Here is a 22,127-nt window from a genome sequence, read left to right as displayed (position 1 = left end):
TTTTCCAAAGAATTGGCGCAGCTTACAGCTGCGCCATTACCTCGTCCGGGGCTTCGAAATTGGTGGTGACGCGCTGAATGTCGTCGTCATCTTCCAAGGCATCCACCAGCTTCATCAGTTTTTGCAGGCCAACCAGGTCCAGTTCGGTTGTTGTTGTGGGCTGCCAGATCAGCTTGGTCGATTCTGATTCGCCCAGCTCGGATTCCAACGCATTCGACACGTCGTTCAGATCGGTATCGCCGCAGATGATGCGGTGCCCGTCTTCGCTGCTTTCCACGTCATCGGCGCCGGCCTCGATCGCGGCCATCATCACCGTGTCGGCGTCGCCCGCATCGGCGGGGTAAAGAACCTCGCCCTTGCGTTCGAACATGAACCCTACCGAGCCGGTCTCGCCCAGGTTGCCACCGTTCTTGGAGAAGGTCGAACGCACGGTGGACGCGGTGCGGTTGCGGTTGTCGGTCATCGCCTCGACGATCACCGCCACGCCATTGGGGCCATACCCTTCATAGCGGATTTCCTCGTAATCCTCGGCATCGCCGCCGGTAGCCTTCTTGATCGCGCGTTCGATGTTGTCCTTGGGCATCGACTGGCCCTTGGCTTCTTTCACCGCAAGGCGCAGGCGCGGGTTCTTCTCGGGATCGGGGTCGCCCATCTTGGCGGCCACGGTGATCTCTTTCGAGAGTTTGGAAAACAGTTTCGACCGCACGGCGTCCTGGCGCCCTTTGCGGTGCTGAATATTGGCCCATTTAGAGTGGCCTGCCATGGGAAGCTCCGAGATGTCTGAACAGTTCCGAAACTCTATATGTCAGGCAGGGGCGCGGGGGCAAGCCCGGGTGGCGTGCTCGTCGGACTCGCGCCGGCGGCGCGGCCCTTCTCGCACGGGTGGCGCCTGTCCTCAGAGAGGCCAGATAAACGGGATTGCGGCCGAGGCGATCAGGCCCACCGACAGGTTCAGCGGGATGCCCACCCGCAGAAAGTCGGTGAACTTGTAGCCGCCGGGACCATAGACCAGCATGTTGGTCTGGTACCCGATTGGCGTTGCAAAACTGGCCGAGGCGGCAACCATCACCGCGATGACCAAGGGCCGCGGATCAACCCCCAGCGCGCTGGCCAACCCCACCGCCACGGGTGTCACAACCACCGCGACGGCGTTGTTGGATACCAGTTCGGTCAGGATCGAGGTCAGCAAATAGATGGCCCAGACGATCAGGAAGGGCGGCAAGCCTTGCAGATAGGGTGCAACGGCCTCGACGATCTTCTCCACCGCGCCTGAAGCCTGCAACGCCGCTCCCACCGCCAGCATAGAGAAAATCAGCGCCAGCAACCGACCATCGACAAAGGAAAACGCCTCGTCTGCATCGATACAGCGGGTGATCAGCACAAAGGCCACGGCCAGAACGGCCAAAAGGAAGATCGGCGCGATGCCGAAGGCGGCCAGGGCCACCATGGCCAGCAACGTGCCAATGGCCAGCGGTGCGTGGCGACGGCGATAAGCGCGCGCGGTGGTCTGCGAAATATCGACAAGGTCCATATCAACGGCCAGCCGCTGAATGTCTTCCGGCGCGCCTTCCAGCAACAGCGTGTCACCCACGCGCACCACGAGGTCGTCCAGCTGCCGCCCGATATTCTGGTTCCGGCGGTGCACGGCCAACGGGTACACACCGTAGCGACGGCGCAGGCGCAGGGTGCCAAGGCTGCGCCCCACCATCCGGCAACCCGGCGTGATCAGCACCTCGACGGTTGAGGTTGCGACCTGGCTCAACTCGTCCACGGCCCGCACGGATTTGGATTTGCGAATACCCAGAACCTCGTCCGCGCCGGTCCTTAGAACCACACGGTCACCCCGTTCCAGCACAACATCAGACATTTCGCGCCTCAGCGAGGCGTCGCCGCGCAACACGTCGATCAGGCGGACGCCGCCGCGCTTAAACATGTCCACATCGGTCACGTTGCGCCCGATCAGCTCGCTGCTTTCGGGGATCGCCACCTCGGTAAAGAACTTCATCTTGGACCGATCCGTCAGCATCCCGGCCATCGTCTCGCGCCGGGGCAAAAGCTTGGGCGCAATGAAGCGCAGATAGATCATGCCCCAGGCCACCACGATGATACCCAGCGGCGTGACCTCGAAAATCGTGAACGGCTCCAACCCCTGGGCGCGGGCAACGCCGTCCACCAACAGGTTGGTCGAGGTTCCGATCAGCGTCAGCGTGCCGCCCAGAATGGCGGCGTAAGACAGCGGGATCAGCAGTTTCGAGGCCGACCGTCCCAAGGTCTGGGCCAGCTGGACGAAAACTGGGATCATCACAACAACCACCGGTGTGTTCGACACGATGGCCGAGCTGAGCGCGACAAATCCCAGCAACACGGCCACTGCCAGCACCGGGCGCTTGCCCGCCGATTGCACCGTTCTCTGCGTGAATGAATCCAAGGCACCGGTCCGGACCAGGGCCCCCATGACAACAAACATCGCCGCAATGGTCCACGGGGCCGGGTTCGACAGAACCTCCAACGCGGCGTCGTAAGGCAGGATTCCCAGAACCAGCATCAGTGCTGCACCCGAAATGGCAACAACTTCAGCGGGATACGTCTCGCGGATGAACAGGACGAACATGATCGCCACGACCGTCAGCGACAGGATAGCCTGCGCGTCCGGCGAGAAAAAAGAGCTGAGCATCAAGTGGATTCTTCTGCAGCCAAATCGATCGCATTCTGTCGGTCTGCTGCCCCGGGGGCAAGCAGAACATGTATCAATCCGCGTGTGTTTGCGCCAGGACGCCCCCATGACGCAACATTGCCACGTTTTTGGTCAGCCCCGTGCGGTCATCGGTCTCGATCACGACGCCCGACAAAGTTGCGGCCCCGTCGGCAGGGGTAAAGCGGCCCTTTGACATGCCGGTGATAAAGCGGCGCATCGGCTCGGCCTTGTCCATACCGATGACCGAGTGATAGTCACCGCACATTCCCGCATCGGTCTGATACGCGGTGCCCTTGGGCAGGATCATGGCATCACCGGTCGGTACATGGGTGTGGGTGCCGACCACAAGGCTGACCCCGCCATCGCACCAATGGCCCAACGCCATTTTCTCAGATGTCGCCTCGGCATGCACATCCAGGATCACCGCCTGAACCGTCGCCCCCAGGGGGTGACTTTTGATCACTTGTTCCACCGCCGAGAACGGATCGTCGAACGGGCGCTTCATGAACACCTGTCCCAGCACCTGCATCACCAGCACCTTGCGCCCACCCGGCGCGTTATAGATGCGGAACCCCCGCCCCGGCGCGGCCTTGGCAAAGTTCAGCGGACGCACAATGCGCGAATCCTGCTCGATGAAGGTCAGCATGTCCTTTTGATCAAAGGCATGGTCGCCAAGCGTCAGACAATCGACACCGGATTCGAGCAATTGCCTGGCATGTGCGGGCGAAAGCCCGGCCCCCGACGTTGCGTTTTCACCGTTCACCACAACAAAATCCAGCCCCAGCTGCGCGCGCAGCGGGCCGATGCCCTCGATCACGGCTGTGCGGCCGGATCGGCCAACGATGTCTCCGAGAAACAGTATTTTCATGGGCTTAAGCCCTAGGACGCGGCCCGGCAAAGCGCAAGGGGCGTTCGTCAATCCCCCCTTGTCGGGGGGCTTTCCTCACGAGGCGGCGGCCGGGGCGGATGAATAAATACTACTTTTTAATTGACTCATACTATTTTAAATGTTTCGATCCCCCCAAGCCAAACACAGGGAGGACGTGGTGGGCGCCGAGGGCACATTCATTCTGGGGGACTGGGGCACATCCGCGCTGCGCCTTTGGCTCGTGGACGCTGACGGTTTCGTTTTGGACCGTCTGCAGACCACGGACGGGGCCGGCACCCTTCAGGGTGATGCGGCGGGCGCGGTGTTCTCTCGTGTCACCCAGCCGTGGCGGGCCAAGCATTCTCCCCGAATTGCCATCCTTTGCGGGATGGTGGGGCGCCGCGGCGGCTGGGTTGAAGCTCCTTACCTGACGCCTGATCGCTGGTCAGAGCTGCCACAACACGTGGCGCATCTGCGCCTGCCGGACATGGATGTGCGCGTTGTGCCGGGCCTGCGGACCCGCGCTGCAGATGACGTGATGCGTGGCGAGGAGACTCAAATCCTTGGCCTGACGCGGCATCAGCCGGATTTTGACGGCGCAATCTGCCTGCCGGGCACCCATACGAAATGGTGCCAGCTGGCCGGGGGACAAATTGCCAGTTTCCGCACCGAGATGACGGGCGAGCTGTTCGCGCTTTTGTCGCGATCCTCGGTCCTGCGCGATGCGGTAGGACCGGGCTTTGACGATGCAGCCTTTGACATCGCCACCGCCGAAGCCCTGAACGATCCGCGCGCCATGGGCCGCCTTTTTGGCATCCGCGCCGATTGGCTGCTGCGGGATACCGATCCTGCGGCGGGCCTCAGCCGCCTGTCTGGCCTTTTGATCGGGGCCGAGGTTGCCCGCGCGATACCTGACATCAACGGGCAGAACGTTGCGCTGATCGGCACCGGAGAGCTTACCGACAAATATGCCCGCGTCCTGCGCTTTGCCGGGTATGACGTACAGATCCAATCGGGTGAGGAAATGGCCATCGCGGGCCTGACCTCCATTGCCAACCAGATGTTTGAGCTGACCGATGGATAGTGTGACCTGCACCACTTTCGACGCTCGAAAATGCACCTTGGGCGAAGGGCCGTTCTGGCACCCCCTGCTGGGGCAACTGTTCTGGTTCGACATTCCGAACCGCAAGCTGATGACCACTGGACAGGATTGGGCCCTGCCCGTCACCGGCAGCGCCGCCGGCGTGATCGACCACGACCGCCTGTTGATGGCCACCGAACGCGGGGTGGAACAGTTCGACCTGCATACCGGCAACATGACGCTGCTGCACCCGGTCGAGCAGGACAACGCCGTCACACGCTCCAATGACGGGCGCGTGGACCGGCAGGGCGGGTTGTGGTTCTCGACCATGGGGTGGAACGCCGAACCGGGCGCCGGCGCGATCTATCGCTATGCCGACGGCGAGGTGCGTCAGTTGCATCCCGGCATCACCATCCCCAACGCGATCTGTTTCGCACCAAATGGTGGCCGCGCCTATTTCGCCGATACCGCGCAGCAACTGCTGTTCAGCCAGGTACTGGACCGCGACACCGGCTGGCCCGTGGCCGCGGCGCGTGTGCTGGTCGATTTCACCGAAACCGGCCTGAACCCCGACGGCGCGATCACCGACACCGACGGCAATGTCTGGATCGCCATGTGGGGCGACGCATCGCTGACCGGCATCGCCCCCGATGGCACGCAGATCGGCCGCATCCCCCTGCCCGCGCCCCATGTGACCTGCCCTGCCGCAGATGGCGACGGGTGCATCTATGTCACCTCGGCCCTGCAGGGCCTGCCCGATACCGCCCGCGCCGAGGCCGACCCCTCGGGCAAGACCTTTGTGCTGCAGGACGCCTTCGCCGCCTTGCCCGACCGCCCCGTCCTATTCTTCAACCCGGAACCCGCTTCATGAAAATCACTGCCATCACCTCTCATGTCTGCAATGCCGGGATGCGCAACTGGATCTTCGTGAAGGTCGAGACCGACCAGCCCGGACTGGTCGGATGGGGCGAAGCGACGCTGGAATGGAAGACGCGCGCGGTGACCGGCGCCATCGACGATCTGGCCCCGCTGATGATCGGCACCGACCCGCGCGACATCGAGCAGGCAATGCAGCGCATGCTGCGCCACGGGTTCTGGCGGCTGGGTGTTGTGGGGATGAGCGCGGTCAGCGGTATCGAAATCGCCCTGTGGGACATCCTCGGCAAATCGCTGAACGTGCCGGTCTGGCGCCTGCTGGGCGGCAAAACCCGCGACCACCTGCGCAGCTATACCCATCTGGGTCTCGGCAATCAGCAGGCCGTTTATAACTCGGACACCGCCGCTTCGCTGAAGGACCGCGCGCTGGAAGTGGTCGAAATGGGCTATGACGCGATCAAGGTTGTCTGCGTGCCCTATACCCATTACCTCAGCACCCCCGCCGCCGTGCAGGATCTGGACAACCTGATGTCCACCCTGCGACAGGCCGTGGGTGGCAAGGTCGACATCATGGTCGATTTCCACGGCCGCCCGGCCTCGGCCGCCGCGGCGCGCCCCTATCTGGACGTGCTTAGCCATTACAACGTGATGTTCGCCGAAGAGCCCGTCCCGCCCGAGGATATGGCCGGCCATGCCGCGCTGACCGCCGAAGGCCGCGTGCCGATTGCCAGTGGTGAACGCCTGATTGGCCGTCGCGAGTTCGACCCCGCCATTGCTGCGCGCGCCTTCGACATCGCGCAGCCCGATATCGTGCATGCGGGCGGGCTGTGGGAAACGCGCAAGATCGCCGCGCGGGCCGAAACCGCCGGTATCGGCCTTGCCCCGCACAACCCGCTGGGCCCCATCGCCGGGGTTGCGGCGCTGCATTTCGGCATCGCCACGCCCAACGTGGTGATACAGGAGGAAATGACCGGCGCTGTGCCGTGGTATGATCAGGTTGTGGGCTGGCCCATCACGCGAAAACCGGGCAAATGGGACTTGCCGACTGCTGCGGGCCTTGGCGTTACGGTTGATGAAGCCGCCATTGCAGCGCATCCCTTCCAACAGGAACCCTTCGTTGCGGCCGATGCGGTCGGGCGCGACGGGACCATTCTGGATTGGTAGGCACATGCACAGATTGAACGGAAAAACAGCCATCATCACCGGCGCCGGGCGCGGCATCGGCGCTGCCACGGCACAGCGCTTTGCCCAGGAAGGCGCCGCCGTTGCGATCCTCGAGATCGACGCCGCGGCGGGGCAGGCACAGGCCGACGCCATCACGCAGGCCGGGGGCAAATGCGCGCATTTCACCTGCGACGTCACCGATACCGGCAGCGTCGAGCGCGCGGTGGCCGAGGTCACCGATATCTTCGCCGCACCCAATGTGCTGGTGAACAATGCCGGCGTGAACGTGTTTCACAAGCCGCTCGAGATGGCGCAGGACGATTGGGACCGCTGTATGCGGCTGGATCTTGATGCCGCATGGATCTGCGCCCGCGCGGTCCTGCCGGGCATGCGCGCGCAGCGCACCGGCAGCATCATCAACATCGCCTCGACCCATGCGATGCAGATCATCCCGCATACCTTCCCCTATCCCGTCGCCAAGCACGGCCTGATCGGGCTGACACGGGCGCTGGGGATCGAATACGCCGCCGACGGCATCCGGGTGAACGCGATTGCGCCCGGCTATGTCGAAACCCAGCTGGCGCTGGATTACTGGGCTGGCTTCCCCAACCCCGAGGCCGAGCGGCAAAAGGCGATGGACCTGCATCCGCCCCGCCGCATCGGCCAGCCGGTCGAGGTGGCCAATACCGCGCTGTTCCTGGCCTCGGACGAGGCCCCGTTCATCAACGCCGAAACCATCGCCATCGATGGGGGGCGGACGAAACTCTACCACGAGTAATTCAACTGAGGAGGAATTGAATGAAACTCGCTGTGCAAACTACTGCTATTGCTGCGCTTTTGGCTGGTATCGCCGGAACCGCTGCTGCCGATGACATCCGCATCGGCTATATCAACAAGATGGGCGATCACCCCTGGTTCGTGGCCGAGGTCGAAGGCGCCCGTGGCGCCGCCGAGGCCGCCGGTGCCAGCTTCACCGTGCAGGACGTTCAGTTCAACGCCGACATGGCCATCACCGCGCTGGATACGATGATCGGCGACGGCGTTGACGGTATCGCCATCGTTGTACCTGACCGCGGCATCGGCCCGGTGGTCGCCGCGCGCGCGGCCGAGGCTGGTATCAAGCTGGTTGCCGTCGATGACGACATCTATCACCAGGACGGTACCAAGGTGCCTTTCGTGGGGCTGGACAGCTATAATATCGGTCAGGCCGTTGGCAATGAACTGGCGCGCCAGTTCACCGCCTCGGGCTGGGATGCCGGCAGCCTGCGCCTTGCCTCGATCGAGGATCGCAAGGCCGATACCTGCATGCAGCGCAACAAGGGTGCCGAGGATGCGTTCCTTGCCGCTGTGCCCGGTGTCAGCGCCGATCAGGTGGTGCGCGTCGCCTATGACAACACCATGGTCAACGCCATCGACGTGATGACCACCACCCTGACCGCCAACCCCACCGTCGAGAACTGGATCTTCTATTCCTGCAACGACGATGGTGTGCTGGGGGCCGCGCGCGCGCTGGAAAACTCCGGCTATTCCGCTGATCAGGGCATTGGCATCGGCATCGATGGCAGCCGCGCCTGCGACGCCTTCGGCAATGGCCGCGCCTCGACCTTCAAGGGCACGATGTGGTTCAATGCGGCCAATCACGGCAAAGATGCAGTGAACCTGCTGATCTCGGCCATCAAGGACGGCGCCGATATGCCCGAGAACACCTTCTCGCAGCCCGAGTTGGTGAACCTGGACAATTTCGGCGACTACAAAGACGGGTTGTGCGGCTAAGCCCACGGGCGGCGGGTCCTGCGACCTGCCGCCACCCAACCGCCTAAAGGGACAAGGCATGCAAGACATCATTGAAATGACAGGGATTTCCAAGCGCTTCGGCGTGGTGCAGGCCCTGGCCGAGGTTGATCTGAGCTTTCGCCCGGCCGAGGTTCTGGCCCTTGTCGGCGAAAACGGCGCGGGCAAGTCGACGCTGATGCGTATCCTCGAAGGGGTATTTCCGCCCGATACCGGGGCCGTGGTGGTCGATGGCACCCCTGCTGCCTTTGCCGAATCCCGCGACGCCCATGCGGCGGGCATCCGTGTGATCCATCAGGAGCCCGAGATCGTGCCCGACATGACGGTGGCCGAAAACATCTTTGTCGGCGACATGCCACGGCAGGGCAAATGGTTCCTTGATCGCGGTGCGCTGAACCGGCGCACGGCCGAACTGCTGGCCGAGTTCGGCATGTCCGGCGATCTGCGCCCCACGCAGAAATGCGACCGTCTGGGCCCCGCGCAGCGCCAGATGATCGAGATCATCCGCGCCGTGCGCGCCGGTGGCCGCCTGATCGCCTTTGACGAGCCCACCTCGTCGCTCACCGATGACGAGGCGCGGCGGCTCTTTCGCATCATCCGTCGCCTGCGGTCCGAAGGCACCGCGGTGATCTATATCTCGCACCGCCTGAACGAGGTGATCGACCTGGCCGACCGCATCTCGGTCCTGCGCGACGGGCGCATTGTGTCAACCACCCCGGTGGCCGAGGAAACCCCCGACACAATCGCGCAGAAAATGGTGGGGCGCGAGTTGAACACCCTGTTCCACCGCACGCCGAAACTGCAGGGCGAGTTGGTGCTTGAGGTTGCCAATGTCTCGTCCGCCCATGTGCAGGAAACCAACCTGCAAATCCGCGCGGGCGAGGTTGTGGGGCTTGGCGGCCTGATGGGCGCGGGCCGGTCGGAACTGGCCAAGGCGATCTTCGGCTTTGACCGCACCACCGCCGGCACCGTGCGCATGGGGGGCAAAACCCTGCCGCCGGGCAACACGGCGGCGGCCATTCAGGCCGGCATCGGCTTTGCCCCCGAGGATCGCAAACATGAATCGCTGCTACTGATGCGCTCGATCCTTGAAAACGGCTCGATGGTGATCCCCGATCTGGTCTCGACCTATGGGTTCTTCAACCGCTCCCGCGCCAAAGACGTCGTGGGCGAGGCCGCCAAGGCCATGAAGATTAAGGCGCCCAGCCTGGACACGCTGGCCGGCGACCTGTCCGGTGGCAACCAGCAAAAGGTGGTTCTGGCACGCTGGCTGGCCCGTTCGCCCAAACTGCTGATCCTTGACGAACCCACCCGCGGCATCGACGTGGGTGCCAAATCCGAGATCTACAAGCTGATCGATGACCTGGCGTCGCGCGGCATCGCGATCCTGCTGATCTCGTCCGAAATGCCCGAGCTGATCGGCCTGTCCGACCGTGCATTGGTGATGGCCGATGGCCGCATCCAGGCCGAGTTGGCCGGTGACCAGTTGACCGAACAAAACATCCTGAAACACGCCATGCCCGAAACGGCAACAGCGGCTTGAACGGACCCAAGACCATGACAGACGAAACACTGAATACCTCCAGCGCCACCGCAAGGCAGTCGCTCTACGAGATCACCGTGGGCCGGATCGGCATCCACAACCTGTCGCTGATGCTGGCGCTGCTGGTGCTGATCGTCGTTTTCGGCAGCCTGCGCGGCGACGTGTTCTTTTCCACCCGCAACCTGCTGAACATGGGCATGGGCATCGCCATCCTTGGCGTGCTGGCCATTTCGCAGACGGCGGTGATCGTGTCGGGGGGCCTCGATATCTCGGTCGGCTCCATTGTCGGGCTCACCACGGTGGCCGTCGCCTCGGCCATCCAGTCCTCCGAGGCCGCGGGGCTGGGCATTGCCGCCGGTATCCTTGTGGGTGCCATGGCCGGGCTGGTGAACGGGGTGATCATCACCTATGGCCGGGTGAACGCGGTGATCGTGACGCTGGGCACAATGGCGATCTTTCGCGGTATCGCCTTCATCATCTCGAACGGCCAGTCGATCTCGATCTTCAACGACGCGTTCCGCCAGATCGGCATTGGCCGCATCCTTGGCATTCCTTTCCCGATCTGGGTGCTGGTCGCCACCGCGATCCTGTTCCAGGTGTTTTTGTCGAAATCCATCGTCGGGCGCAATTTCTACGCCATCGGCGGCAACCCCGTGGTGGCCAAGTTCGCCGGTATCAACCTGAACCGCTATCGCGTCGGCACCTATGTCATGAGCGGCGCGGTCGCCGGCATTGGCGGCATTCTTCTGGCCGCGCGCACCGGTTCCGGACAGCCGATCTCGGGCAGCCAGGGGTTGGAGCTTGAGGCGATCACCGCCGCCTTCCTCGGCGGCTGCGCCATGCAGGGCGGCAAAGGCACGGTGGCCGGCGCCTTGCTGGGCGTGGCGGTGATCGGCATCCTGAACAACGGCATGATCTTGACCTCGGTCCCAACTTTCTATCAGTTACTGGCCAAAGGGTCGTTGCTGATCCTGGCGGTGATCTTCGCCGAGTATCAGCAAAACCGCACATGATCGCGTTTGATCCAAAGGGCCCGCCTGATCTGACAGGCGGGCTTTTGACCAACCAGAGGCCCCGCGTTTGAACGACCTGCCCAACCAACCCAAACATGCCCGCCTGACCCGCGACATCGCGGTCAGGATCCTGACCGGCGAATACCCCGTCGGCCACCGCCTGCCGGTCGAGGCTGACCTGATCGAAGGGCTCCAGGTGTCGCGCACCGCCCTGCGCGAGGGGCTGCGCACGCTGGCGGCCAAGGGGTTGGTGGTGTCGCGCAAGCGGCTGGGCACCATGGTCAATGACCGTGACAAATGGAACCTTCTGGACCCCGACGTGCTGGGCTGGATGGACAATACCGACATCCACCTCGATTTCCTGCGCCAGGTCAGCGAGGCACGCCTGATCTTCGAACCGCAAGCCGCCCGCCTTGCCGCACGCCGCGCCACCGCCGTGCAGGTTGCAGAGATCGAAACCGCGTTCACCGCCATGACCGCCGCCGATACCGAGACCAGCCGCATCGATGCCGACGTGGCCTTTCACGTGGGCATCCTGAACGCCTCGCAGAACCACGTGCTGCAAAATTTCGGCGCGATCATCCGCACGGCGCTGCGCGCCTCGTTCCGGCTGTCGGATCAGGCGACCGAAAGCTACACCAACACACTGGACCTGCACGGTGCCGTCCTGCGTGCGATCCGCCTGCAGGACGAGGAAAACGCGTCCCAGCGCATGTTCGAGCTGCTGAACAAATCGGTGGCCGATCTGGGCCTGCGCCCGTTGGCCATGCCAGCCGCCGCGACCGAGCAATGACGCCCCTGACCCACCTGCGCGCCGGGCCTGCTCATCTGCAGCTTGCGCCCGAACTGGGGGGTGCCATCGCCGCGCTGACGGCGGATGGCCGCCCGGTGCTGCATCCCTGGTCGAACGACCCGGCGCGGTTCAACCCGGCATCCATGGTACTGGTGCCTTTCTCGAACCGTATCTCTGGCGGTGGGTTCACGTGGCATGGGCGGCGCCACGACGTCCCATGCGACGCGGACCGCCCGCTGCCCATCCACGGTGACGGCTATCGACGGGCATGGGAGATTGTGGTTGATGGTGCTGCCGCTCGCATGACCCTTGCACAGGGCGCCATCGGCCCGTGGCGCTATACGGCCGCGCAGGACATCACCCTTGCGCCGGACGCCCTGTCGGTCACCATGACGCTGACCAACACCGGCCCGCATCCCCTGCCCTTTGGCGGTGGGTTCCACCCCGGCCTCCCGCGCAGCGCGGATACCCGTTTGCAATTTGACGCCGCAACCGTGTGGCTTGAGGACAACAGCCACCTGCCAACGCAGGAATTGCCGCTGGCAAGCGCGCCGGAATGGCGGTTCGACACCCCGCGCGCCCTGCCCGACGGGTTGATCAATAACGGCTATACAGGCTGGACCGGCGCCGCCCGGATCACCCAGGGACCGGACGCGGTGTCCTGTGTTATCCGTGGCATAGGGGCCCCCTTTGCACAGGTCTATTCGACGGGCGCACAGGCGGATTTCTTTTGTTTCGAACCGGTCTCACACCCGGTCGACGCCGTGAACCTGCCGGGTCAGCCGGGCTTGGCCGACCTGCCGCCCGGCGTCAATATGCAGATCGGCATGCACATCGCCTGGGGTTAACCCAACACGCCCTCTTCGGTGACAATCAGGTCCAGCGCCTGATCAAAGGGGTCCAGCGGCAAGGCGTCCGCCCGTTGCGCCGCGTATGCCAGCCCCACCGCAAGACATTCGCCATTGGCGCGCAACGCGGCAAGGGTGCGGTCGTAAAACCCGCCGCCATAGCCCAACCGGAACCCGGCGCCGTCAAAGGCCAGCATTGGCACGATCACCACATCGGGCACCACGATGGGTGTGCCCTCGGGCACCATCACGCCAAACGCCCCTGCAACCAGCGGCGCCTCGGGCGTCCAGCGGCGGAATTGCAGCGGCTGGCCCTTGCCCGGAACCTCGGGCACGCAGGCGTTTTTCAACGCGCCCATAGCCGGGCGCGGGTCCATCTCGTCGCGAATTGGCAGGTATCCCGCGATCACCCGATCCGCGTGCGGGGCCAACACCGCGCGCAGCGCCTCCAACGCCGGGTTTGGGTCTACTTCGGCAAAGGCTTTGGCCCTGCGCACCTTGGCCGCCGCCCGCGCCGCCTTCTTGTCCTGTGCGATGCTCACAACAGGATCACCGCCGCCAATCCAAGGAAAGCGAAAAAGCCCACCACGTCGGTCACCGTTGTCACAAACGCGCCCGAGGCCAGCGCCGGGTCGGCCCCGGCCTTTTCCAGCGCCACCGGGATCACGATACCGGCCAGCCCCGCAATCACCAGGTTCACCACCATCGCTACGCCGATCACCACACCCAGCATGGGTGATCCGAACCAGATCAGCGCAATCGCCCCCATCACGACCGCAAAGATCACCCCGTTGACCAGCCCCACCAAAACCTCGCGCCGCACCACCCGCCAGATGTTCGACACCGTCAAATCCTTGGTCGCCAACGCCCGCACCGCCACCGTCAGCGACTGCGTGCCCGCATTGCCGCCCATCGACGCCACGATCGGCATCAGCACCGCCAGCGCCACCAGCTGCGCAATGGTGGCCTCAAAAGTCGAGATCACCATCGACGCCAATATCGCCGTGATCAAATTCACGAAAAGCCACGGGAATCGCCGCTTCGTCGTCGCCACGATGCCATCCGATGGGTTGGATTCGCTGATGCCCGCCAGACGCAGGATGTCCTCTTCGTGCTCCTCGTCCAGCACGTTCATCGCGTCGTCGATGGTGATCACGCCCACCAGGCGCTCTTGGGCGTCGACCACGGGGGCCGAGATCAGGTGGTACTGGTTGAACGCATAGGCCACCTCGGCCTCGTCCTGGGCGGCCGGGATCACGCGAAAGCTTTCTTCGAAAATCTCGGTCAGCGGCACCGCGCGTTTCGACGCCAGCAGCCGGCCCAGCGTCACATAGCCCACCGGCCGCATCGCCGGGTCCACCACGATGATGTGATAAAACTGGTCGGGCAGCTTTTTCTTGTTCGACCGCAGGAAATCAATGGCGTCGCCCACGTTCCAATGCTCCGGCGCGGCCACCAGCTCGCGCTGCATCAGCCGCCCGGCCGAGGTTTCGGGATAGGCCAGCGCCTGTTCCACCGCCACCCGGTCGGCCACGTCCAGCGCGTTCAGAATCGCCTGCTGCTCGGGCACTTCCAGATCTTCAACCAGATCGACCACGTCGTCCGATTCCAGATCGCGCACCGCCTCGGCCACCGCCGCATCCGGCAGGAACCCGATCACCTGACGCCGCACATCCTCGTTCAGTTCGGAAAGAACGTCGCCGTCCACCAGATGACCGGCCAACAGCAGGATCTCGCGCCGATGCCCGCCATCCACCTGTTCCAGAAGGTCAGCAATATCCGCCGGGTGCAGGCCGGAAAACAGCGCGTCCATCCGCACCTTGTCGCCCGCGGCAACCGCCAACCTGACAGAGGAAAACAAGTCCTTTTCAAGCGCATAGCCGTCTTCAGCTTCAGCCTCTTGAAGGGGTTCGTCCAGCATAGCCCTGCCCTCGTTCTGCTCTTGCAGGCAGCATAGACAATGCCACGGCCGGAAAACAGAGCCTCTTGCGATTTACCTCTGCGCCGTTTCGCCCTATGCCTGAGATATGCCTGAAACCAACACGAACCGCCCGAAAATCCTGCTTGGCCAAACCTTGGCCTTTGACGGCAGCCCGTTCGATACGGGCGTTGATGCGGCGCGCTATGAACGGCGCGGCGCGGTGGCGGTGGTGGATGGAAAGATCGCCAAAAGCGGCAATGCGGACGACATCAGGAATCATTTTCCTGATGCAGAAACAGTGGATTACGGCGGATACCTCATCCTCGCGGGTTTTATCGATGCCCATGTGCATTACCCGCAGACCGCGATGATCGCCAGTTGGGGCAAGCGGCTGATCGACTGGCTGAACACCTATACCTTCCCCGAGGAATCGAAATTCGGTGACCGCGCCTATGCCGATGACATTGCCGGGCGACACCTCGACATCACGCTGACCCATGGTACCACCACGGTGGCCAGTTTCTGCACCTCGCACCCCGAAAGCGCCGAGGCGTTCTTTGCCGCGGCCAAGGCCCGCAATATGCGCGTGGCCGGTGGCAAAACCTGCATGGACCGTAACGCGCCCGATACGCTCTGCGACACGCCACAGCGCGCTTATGACGAAAGCGCCGCCCTGATCGCCAAGTGGCACGGGCGGGGCCGCGCGGTTTATGCGGTTACGCCGCGTTTTTCGCCCACGTCGACGCCCGAGCAGCTGGCTGCGATGGGGGCGCTCTGGGCCGAGAACCCGACAACCCTGATGCAGACCCATCTCAGCGAGCAGGTGGACGAGATCGAATGGGTCAAATCCCTTTACCCCACCGCGCGCGACTATCTGGACACGTACGAGGCGCACGGCCTTCTGGGCCCCGGCGCGATGTTCGGCCACGCCATCCATCTGGAAGACCGCGAGCGGGACCGGCTGCACGAGGCCGGCGCCGCGTTGATCCACTGCCCCACCTCGAACTGCTTCATCGGCTCTGGCCTGTTTGACATGGGCGGGCTGATGGCGGCTGGGCATCTGGTGGGGCTGGCCACCGATACCGGCGGCGGGTCCAGCTTTTCGATGCTGCGCACCATGGCGGCGGCCTATGACATCGCACAGCTGCGCGGCACCGCCCTGCACCCCAGTCAGCTGATCTGGCTGGCCACGGTTGGCTCGGCCCGCGCCATGCGCATGGCGCATCAGATCGGAAATCTTGAACAAGGTCTTGAGGCCGACTTAACCATTCTTAACCTCGCCTCAACCCCGGCCATCGCACAGCGTCACGCCATGGCCGACGATATCTGGGAGGCGCTGTTCCCCACCATCATGATGGGCGACGACCGCGCCATTGCTGACGTTTGGGTCGCGGGAACACGGGTCGAAAAGTTGTAACTTTGCGATGTTGGTATGGTCTGAACTTTAACAAACTCGTTAAAGTTTTTCACAAATCCCACATTTACGGATTGTTAAGAAGTTTCAACGCCTCTGCATGAATTTCTGGATTCGCCGCCGCCAGAACCCGCCCACCATCATGGGCTTTGCCGCCCTGCCAATCGGTCACAATGCCGCCCGCCGCCTCGATCACCGCGATTGGCGCGTGGATATCGTAAGGGTGCAGCCCGGCCTCGATCACCAGGTCAATCTGCCCCGCCGCCAATAGCGCATAAGCATAGCAATCGCAGCCATAGCGTGTAAGGCGCACTTCCCGCTCAACCCTCTGAAATAACAGGCGTTCTTCGTTGCTGCCGACCTCGGGGAAGGTGGTGAACAGGATCGCTTCGGACAAAGGCCGCGCGGCGCGCGTTTGCAGTTCTCGTCGCCCCAGAGGGCCTTCAACCCAGGCCTGCCCAAAACCGCCAAGGAACCGCTCGCCGATATAGGGCTGATCAATCACGCCCAACATGGGGCCGTCTGCCCCGGAGGCCGCGATCAGCACACCCCATGTTGGTGTACCGGACAAGTATCCGCGGGTCCCGTCAATCGGGTCCAAAACCCAGGTTATCCCTGTTTTTCCAATGGTTTGCCCATATTCTTCGCCAAGGATGCCGTCCTCGGGACGCCGCCCTTGCAGGACATCGCGCATGACCCGCTCTGCCGCTTTGTCGGCAGCGGTGACCGGATCGAATCCCCCGTCGGCCTTGTTGTCGACCCCCAGATCAAGCGATCGAAAATGTCGCAGCGTCGCCGGGCGCGCCGCGTCAGCCAGCGCAAGCGCGGTGTCAATCAGGTCTGTGTGAAGGTCGTTGGTCATGATGCCCCCTTGGCGTGTATCGCGGGGGACATCCCCGTCCGGGCCGAGCGTTAGCGCCGCGCGGCCCGGGCGTCAATCATCGCCTCAGGCAGCGTCACTCAGAACACGGGCCAGTTCGAACAAACGGCGGCGCTGGTTCTCGGGGATGGCATAGTAGGACCGCACCAGCTCCAACGCTTCCTTGTCGCTCAGCAGATCAGCCGGCACGCCGGCTTCCTCGGCTGCGGTCTCACCCACCAGACCTTCGAAGAAAAAGCTGACCGGAACTTCAAGCGCGTCAGAAATATCCCAAAGACGCGAGGCACTTACGCGGTTCATACCTGTTTCGTATTTCTGGATCTGCTGGAACTTAATTCCCACACGTTCCGCAAGTTGTTGTTGTGTCATACCCACCATCCAACGGCGGTGACGGATACGTTTTCCCACATGGACATCTACAGGATGTTTCATTTTGTTATCTCCTTCTCTACCCCTCACTTAAGCAATTTCCGTGCCAAGGTGAGCGGAAAGGTTAAAAAAATGTGAAAAATCGCTTTATGCGGGAGATATCAATGGCTTTAGACACGTGTCTTTTAAGGTGAATTTCTGGTAGACCAGTAAGCCAGCGGTCCGAATTTGCACAACGCATTTCTCCTTCTGCGTGTTTTGCATTTTGCAATGCATTTTGCAAATTGGTCAAAAATTTGCTGTGGTATTTTGCAACTCAAACAACTACATCTGCGCAAGATTATTGCTTGGAGGCCACATGAAGTGCTTTGAGATCCCAGAGAAGGGCAAGAATGGTGCCATAGTTGACCGGGACGCGCCGGAAGCGCAGAGCGGGCAGTACCTGATCGATGTGACAGCATGTGGCCTGAACTTTGCAGACCTGTTGATGGGCGAAGGCAAATACCAAGAGCGTCTGCCGTTCCCCCTGATCCCGGGGATGGAGGTGGCCGGTGTTGTCCGCGCGGTTGGCAAAGGTGTTGATCCTGCTGCGGTTGGCCAACGGGTGGCAGCTTTCTGCGGTGCAGGCGGGTTGGCAGAACAGGTGGCCGTACCGGCAGAACGTTGCCTGCCTGTCCCGGAAGATATGACAGATATCGAGGCGGCAGGTTTCCAGATTGCGTACGGAACCTCGCATGTGGCGCTGGACCATTTGGCGCGCCTCAAACCCGGTGAAACCCTTGTGGTTACGGGGGCTGCGGGCGGTGTGGGCCTGACGGCGGTTGAGATTGGAGCACTCATGGGGGCCAAGGTCGTTGCCTGCGCCCGTGGGGCAGACAAGCTGCGCGTGGCGCAAGAGGCGGGTGCCCACCACCTGCTGGATAGCGACACCGCCGACCTGCGCGCGGAAATCAAGGCGCTGGGTGGTGCAGACGTTGTGTATGACGCAATCGGTGGCGAACAGTTCGACGCCATCCTGCGTGCAACCAATCCCGGTGCGCGCTTGCTGCCCATCGGCTTTGCAGGCGGTGCGGTACCGCAAATCCCAGCCAACTATCTGTTGGTCAAGAACCTGACCGTCTTTGGTTTTTATTGGGGTGGATACCTAAAACTGCACCCCGAGGTCGTCACGGGTTCCATGTCCACGCTCATGTCGTGGTTTGCACAAGGAAGACTGCGTCCAGTGGTCAGCCAGGCCACCCCCCTGCCCCAGGCTGCGCAGGCTTTGGATGACCTGCGCGCCCGGCGATCAACCGGCAAGGTTGTAATCACTGTCAACCAATCGGGGTGAACCGCGTTTGCAATAGTTCTGCCGCAACAGGTCCCGCATCGCACGAACGGCTTGCGGACGTGCGCCCTCGGCGGTGTACATGATCACCCGTGTCAGGGGCAATTCAGGCAACGCGCCGGCGTGATTGACCTCCTCTAGGTAGCGCGGCACATGGCCCTCCATGGCAGAATGCACCGCCAGGTCGGCACTGACCGAGGCCTCGATGGTGCGGGTCGAATCGCTTTCGACCGCCATTTCCCACGCAATGCCGGCGTCATCCAAGGCGCTCTGAACAAGGGGGCGGAAGAAACAATTGTACTCGTAAGCCAGCCGCAACGGCCGCCCGCGCCATGCAGCCCCCCCCGGCGCGCCAACCCAAACCAGGCGCTGCTCGACCAGAACTTCGCCCCCGGCATCGGGCTGTTCTTCTGTTGTCAGAATGATGTCAACCTTACCCTGCGCGAACTGCTCTTTCAGCTTCGTCGTGTAAGACGACAGCAAGTTCACCTTCACGCGCGGCATTTCCTGTGCAAAACGCTGCAGAACCTGCGGGATGAACGGATAGACAATGTCATGCGGCACCCCCAGCACCAGCTCGCCTTCATAGTCGGTTGAGGTCATGCGGCTGAGCAACTCGTCGTTCAATTGCAGCATCCGGCGGGCATAACCCAGCAGTTGCTCCCCCTCGCCCGTCAGCGCAATCTTGCGGGCACTGCGATCAAGAAGCGTGGTGTCCAGCATCTCTTCAAGGCGCTTGATCTGCATTGATACGGCCGACTGTGTCAGGTTCAGGAAACCCGCGGCACGCGTCACGCCTCCAGTTTCGGCAACCACGACAAAGCTGCGCAAGGCGGTCAGGTCCAGATTTCGCGGCATATCAATTCCCCTGATGGTTCACATGAAAAACATTCGTTTGAGAAATGATAGCGGATCGCACAAATACATCAATAGAAATGATGAAGAACACGGAACACATCACGAAACCAGGAGATGAAAATGTCTGACTTTACGCATATCGCCCCCTTCCGCCACGCCAAAGGTTTCTCGTTTTTGCGCCTTTTGAACCGCATCAGCGCCGTTTCTCGGCAAAGACGCGCACTTGCGAAGCTGACCGACCACGAACTGGAAGATATCGGCATCACTCGCGCACAGGCTGAAGCCGAAGCAAAGCGTCCCGCATGGGACGCACCGCACGGCTGGCGGCAATAGCTCAAATTGAAGGCAACGCACGTGAAAAGCTTGAATTTCCAGTCCAGACGACCAATATTCTGTCATTAAAGCCGGGGGCAATATGCCCGCCGGGCTGCCCCACTGATTTTGGAGGATTTGATGGCAGAATATGAAACGATCCGCACCGGCCGCATCGGCGCAGCCGCTGCGCAGATCGATGCGGGTCTGAAGGCCCACATGAACAAAGTCTACGGCACGATGTCGGTTGGCATGCTGATTACAGCGCTGGCGGCCTGGGCCATTGCGGGCCTTGCCGTCACCACCGATCCGTCGACAGCCGCCGTGCAGCTGAATAACGGCACATTGTTGACCGCCTTTGGCTCGGCCATCTACCTGTCGCCCCTGCGCTGGGTGATCATGCTGGCCCCGCTGGCGGTTCTGTTCCTTGGCATGGGGGCGGTGATGCGCCGTGCCTCGGCATCGGCGGCACAGCTGTTCTTCTTCGTCTTTGCCGTTCTGATCGGCCTGTCGCTGAGCTCGATCTTCATCGTCTACACGGCCTTCTCGATCGTGCAGACGTTCCTGGTGACCGCGGTCGCCTTTGCCGGCCTGTCGCTTTATGGCTACACAACCAAGCGCGACCTGTCGGGCATGGGCACCTTCCTGGTGATGGGCCTGATTGGCCTGATCGTGGCGATGATCGTGAACATCTTCCTTGGTTCCGGCATTCTTGCGCTGGCCATTTCGGCGATCGGCGTGCTGATCTTTGCCGGTCTCACCGCCTATGACACGCAGACGATCAAAACCGAATACCTGGCCCACGCCCATCACGGCGATCAGGAATGGCTGGACAAATCGGCCACCTTCGGTGCGCTGAGCCTGTATCTGGACTTCCTGAACATGTTCCAGTTCCTGCTGATGTTCATGGGCAACCAAGAATAGATCTGGTTCCCAAAGCGTTTGAAAGCCGGCCCGACGTGGTCGGCTTTTTTATTGAACGCGCCACATATCAATCGCCGGAAACTGAATGCCGGGCCGAAGTGTCAGGTCTACCGCACCACGGGAATTAAACCCCATCGCGCGATAAAAGGGCTCTGCCGTACGGGTCGACAGGCATTCCAACCGCACCACGCCGGCGTCCAACGCCCGATCAATGACATGTGTCATCAGCTTGCGACCGACGCCTTGGCGCGTTGCACGGTGGTCTGTGACCACGTGGCGAATATGGCCCACGCCCGATTGAATTCCCCCACCACCCGGCGCGGATCGCGTCCAGCCACCGGCCCCAACAATCTGACCCGCTTCGTCTGTTACAACGTAGTAGCTGCCACACGTGACCAAACCGGGATTTGCATACGAGATCAGCGGCAGTGCAGTAACCAGTACCGAAGGGGGATAATCCGCTTTGAGAAGCGCCGGGTAACTGCGTGCCAACAGCAAATCAATTGCCGAAATGTCGCGCTTTGTGGCCGTGCGGACATGAAAACCGGACATGGATCCTGCCTTTGCCAAAACACAAAAGGCCGCGCAGATGCGCGGCCTTTGTACCCTCAAAGAACAGCAAGATTACTTGATCTTGCCTTCCTTGTATTCCACATGCTTGCGCGCAACCGGGTCGTATTTGTTGACCACCATTTTCTCGGTCATGGTGCGTGCGTTTTTCTTGGTCACATAGAAGTGGCCGGTGCCTGCGCTCGAGTTCAGGCGGATCTTGATTGTTGTCGGCTTCGCCATGGTCAGTCTCCGTCGCGCGGGCAGCGTGATGCGGCCCGGGAAATTCCTAGAAACCCGCCTTTTAAGGAACACGTGCGCAGAGTCAACACAGACGTGGGGATTTTCTTGCCCGATGGTGTCAAAAGGCGCGCCTTTTCAGGACGCACATGACGCATTTGCGTTCAGGCCACGCAGGCCTTGGGGGCAAGCCCCCAAACCCCGCCGCACAACGCCCATCGGAGCGCCCGAGGCCGGGAAGGCCGAAGCGCGACATATCACTTGCGCCGGCAGGCGCCCATTTAAGTAAACCGCGGATGGCCTGTAAGCCGGATTCTGTTCCGGGCGGACCCGGTGATGACCATTCCTCTCGTGCGCTTGTTACCAAGCGCCTCCAGCTGCCAACCCGAACCTGCTGGGGCCGAGGCAGCCCCGGAGTTGCCTCCGCGCGGTTCCTATTTGGCATTGCTCCCGGTGGGGCTTGCCGTGCCGGGGCTGTTGCCAGCCCCGCGGTGGGCTCTTACCCCACCGTTTCACCCTTACCCGGCCAGGCCGGGCGGTCTGTTCTCTGTGGCGCTTTCCCTCGGGTTACCCCGGCCGGGTGTTACCCGGCACCGTTGCCTCGGGGAGTCCGGACTTTCCTCGGGGGGCCGAGGCCCCGCGCGGCCATCCAGCCATCCGC

At 62.4% G+C, this 22,127-nt stretch carries 23 protein-coding genes and 1 other RNA gene; 13 read left to right on the top strand and 11 right to left on the bottom strand.

The window, feature by feature from the left end; translation table 11 throughout:
• Positions 1–22: 22 nt before the first annotated feature.
• The 3 genes from ACMU_RS04350 to ACMU_RS04340 form a co-directional block, all read right to left on the bottom strand.
• The gene (locus tag ACMU_RS04350) at positions 23–763 is read right to left on the bottom strand and encodes a YebC/PmpR family DNA-binding transcriptional regulator (RefSeq protein ID WP_035256579.1); all 741 of its coding nucleotides are present in this window, start codon (positions 761–763) and stop codon (positions 23–25) included.
• Between the two features lie 132 nt (positions 764–895).
• A complete protein-coding gene (locus ACMU_RS04345; protein ID WP_035256577.1) occupies positions 896–2,674 on the bottom strand; it encodes an SLC13 family permease in 1,779 nt (592 codons plus the stop codon).
• Positions 2,675–2,747: 73 nt separating this feature from the next.
• A complete protein-coding gene (locus ACMU_RS04340) occupies positions 2,748–3,563 on the bottom strand; it encodes a TIGR00282 family metallophosphoesterase (RefSeq protein ID WP_035256574.1) in 816 nt (271 codons plus the stop codon).
• 139 nt (positions 3,564–3,702) lie between these two features.
• Here ACMU_RS04340 and ACMU_RS04335 point away from each other — a divergent pair, with 139 nt between their 5' ends.
• From ACMU_RS04335 to ACMU_RS04295, 9 genes are all read left to right on the top strand, one after another.
• Complete coding sequence (locus tag ACMU_RS04335) at positions 3,703–4,647, top strand: 2-dehydro-3-deoxygalactonokinase (RefSeq protein ID WP_081805391.1); 945 nt, start codon at positions 3,703–3,705, stop codon at positions 4,645–4,647.
• The gene (locus ACMU_RS04330; RefSeq protein WP_152544506.1) at positions 4,640–5,515 is read left to right on the top strand and encodes an SMP-30/gluconolactonase/LRE family protein; all 876 of its coding nucleotides are present in this window, start codon (positions 4,640–4,642) and stop codon (positions 5,513–5,515) included. The genes ACMU_RS04335 and ACMU_RS04330 overlap by 8 nt, the downstream gene beginning before the upstream one ends.
• Complete coding sequence (locus tag ACMU_RS04325) at positions 5,512–6,684, top strand: enolase C-terminal domain-like protein (protein ID WP_035256571.1); 1,173 nt, start codon at positions 5,512–5,514, stop codon at positions 6,682–6,684. Before ACMU_RS04330 ends, ACMU_RS04325 begins: the two co-directional genes overlap by 4 nt.
• Before the next feature lie 4 nt (positions 6,685–6,688).
• Positions 6,689–7,462 (top strand): SDR family oxidoreductase, encoded by a 774-nt coding sequence (locus tag ACMU_RS04320; protein WP_035256569.1) that lies wholly within the window; start codon positions 6,689–6,691, stop codon positions 7,460–7,462.
• Between the two features lie 20 nt (positions 7,463–7,482).
• A complete protein-coding gene (locus ACMU_RS04315; protein WP_051587957.1) occupies positions 7,483–8,457 on the top strand; it encodes a substrate-binding domain-containing protein in 975 nt (324 codons plus the stop codon).
• Between the two features lie 58 nt (positions 8,458–8,515).
• On the top strand, positions 8,516–10,018 hold the full coding sequence (locus ACMU_RS04310) for a sugar ABC transporter ATP-binding protein (RefSeq protein ID WP_035256567.1): 1,503 nt from the start codon (positions 8,516–8,518) through the stop codon (positions 10,016–10,018).
• A 14-nt stretch (positions 10,019–10,032) separates the two neighbouring features.
• Entirely contained in the window at positions 10,033–11,031 is a 999-nt protein-coding gene (locus ACMU_RS04305) for an ABC transporter permease (RefSeq protein ID WP_035256565.1), read from the top strand.
• A 67-nt stretch (positions 11,032–11,098) separates the two neighbouring features.
• Entirely contained in the window at positions 11,099–11,824 is a 726-nt protein-coding gene (locus tag ACMU_RS04300) for a FadR/GntR family transcriptional regulator (RefSeq protein WP_051587954.1), read from the top strand.
• Positions 11,821–12,672 carry an aldose 1-epimerase gene (locus tag ACMU_RS04295; protein ID WP_051587950.1) on the top strand — a complete coding sequence of 284 codons (852 nt, stop codon included), beginning with the start codon at positions 11,821–11,823 and terminating at the stop codon, positions 12,670–12,672. Before ACMU_RS04300 ends, ACMU_RS04295 begins: the two co-directional genes overlap by 4 nt.
• Here ACMU_RS04295 and ACMU_RS04290 read toward each other — a convergent pair.
• Together ACMU_RS04290 and mgtE are read right to left on the bottom strand one after the other, a co-directional pair.
• Positions 12,669–13,214: a 5-formyltetrahydrofolate cyclo-ligase gene (locus ACMU_RS04290; RefSeq protein WP_035256562.1), complete on the bottom strand. Its 546-nt coding sequence runs from the start codon at positions 13,212–13,214 to the stop codon at positions 12,669–12,671. The two genes, ACMU_RS04295 and ACMU_RS04290, sit on opposite strands and share 4 nt — an antisense overlap.
• Positions 13,211–14,593, bottom strand: a complete 1,383-nt coding sequence (gene mgtE, locus ACMU_RS04285; protein WP_035256560.1) for a magnesium transporter — start codon at positions 14,591–14,593, stop codon at positions 13,211–13,213. The genes ACMU_RS04290 and mgtE overlap by 4 nt, the downstream gene beginning before the upstream one ends.
• A gap of 106 nt (positions 14,594–14,699) precedes the next feature.
• Between mgtE and guaD the strand changes: the two genes are divergently transcribed.
• Positions 14,700–16,010 carry a guanine deaminase gene (gene guaD / locus ACMU_RS04280; RefSeq protein WP_035256558.1) on the top strand — a complete coding sequence of 437 codons (1,311 nt, stop codon included), beginning with the start codon at positions 14,700–14,702 and terminating at the stop codon, positions 16,008–16,010.
• A gap of 64 nt (positions 16,011–16,074) precedes the next feature.
• On the opposite strand, the gene hisN is transcribed toward guaD, so the two are convergent.
• Positions 16,075–16,869, bottom strand: a complete 795-nt coding sequence (hisN, locus tag ACMU_RS04275) for a histidinol-phosphatase (RefSeq protein WP_035256555.1) — start codon at positions 16,867–16,869, stop codon at positions 16,075–16,077.
• Positions 16,870–16,953: 84 nt separating this feature from the next.
• Positions 16,954–17,319, bottom strand: coding sequence for a helix-turn-helix domain-containing protein (locus tag ACMU_RS04270; RefSeq protein ID WP_035256552.1), 366 nt, complete (start codon positions 17,317–17,319; stop codon positions 16,954–16,956).
• Positions 17,320–17,614: 295 nt separating this feature from the next.
• On the opposite strand from ACMU_RS04270, the gene ACMU_RS04265 reads away from it, so the two are divergent.
• Positions 17,615–18,586: an NADPH:quinone oxidoreductase family protein gene (locus tag ACMU_RS04265; protein ID WP_035256549.1), complete on the top strand. Its 972-nt coding sequence runs from the start codon at positions 17,615–17,617 to the stop codon at positions 18,584–18,586.
• Here ACMU_RS04265 and ACMU_RS04260 read toward each other — a convergent pair.
• On the bottom strand, positions 18,545–19,441 hold the full coding sequence (locus ACMU_RS04260; protein WP_051587948.1) for a LysR family transcriptional regulator: 897 nt from the start codon (positions 19,439–19,441) through the stop codon (positions 18,545–18,547). The genes ACMU_RS04265 and ACMU_RS04260 overlap by 42 nt on opposite strands.
• Before the next feature lie 120 nt (positions 19,442–19,561).
• Here ACMU_RS04260 and ACMU_RS04255 point away from each other — a divergent pair, with 120 nt between their 5' ends.
• Together ACMU_RS04255 and ACMU_RS04250 are read left to right on the top strand one after the other, a co-directional pair.
• Positions 19,562–19,774, top strand: coding sequence for a DUF1127 domain-containing protein (locus tag ACMU_RS04255; RefSeq protein ID WP_051588052.1), 213 nt, complete (start codon positions 19,562–19,564; stop codon positions 19,772–19,774).
• A gap of 120 nt (positions 19,775–19,894) precedes the next feature.
• Entirely contained in the window at positions 19,895–20,677 is a 783-nt protein-coding gene (locus tag ACMU_RS04250; RefSeq protein ID WP_035256547.1) for a Bax inhibitor-1/YccA family protein, read from the top strand.
• 48 nt (positions 20,678–20,725) lie between these two features.
• Here the strand turns inward: ACMU_RS04250 and ACMU_RS04245 are convergent, their stop codons facing one another.
• The 3 genes from ACMU_RS04245 to rnpB all read right to left on the bottom strand — a co-directional run bounded on the left by ACMU_RS04245 (position 20,726) and on the right by rnpB (position 22,127).
• Positions 20,726–21,229 carry a GNAT family N-acetyltransferase gene (locus tag ACMU_RS04245; protein WP_035256545.1) on the bottom strand — a complete coding sequence of 168 codons (504 nt, stop codon included), beginning with the start codon at positions 21,227–21,229 and terminating at the stop codon, positions 20,726–20,728.
• A 72-nt stretch (positions 21,230–21,301) separates the two neighbouring features.
• On the bottom strand, positions 21,302–21,469 hold the full coding sequence (gene rpmG, locus ACMU_RS04240; RefSeq protein WP_035256543.1) for a 50S ribosomal protein L33: 168 nt from the start codon (positions 21,467–21,469) through the stop codon (positions 21,302–21,304).
• A 285-nt stretch (positions 21,470–21,754) separates the two neighbouring features.
• An RNA gene (rnpB, locus tag ACMU_RS18665) (RNase P RNA component class A) lies at positions 21,755–22,127 on the bottom strand.

Origin of the sequence: Actibacterium mucosum KCTC 23349 (assembly GCF_000647975.1) — a bacterium.
Classification (GTDB): domain Bacteria; phylum Pseudomonadota; class Alphaproteobacteria; order Rhodobacterales; family Rhodobacteraceae; genus Actibacterium; species Actibacterium mucosum.
Note: the sequence above shows the minus strand (reverse complement) of the source record. Positions and strands in the feature narration are given on the sequence as shown.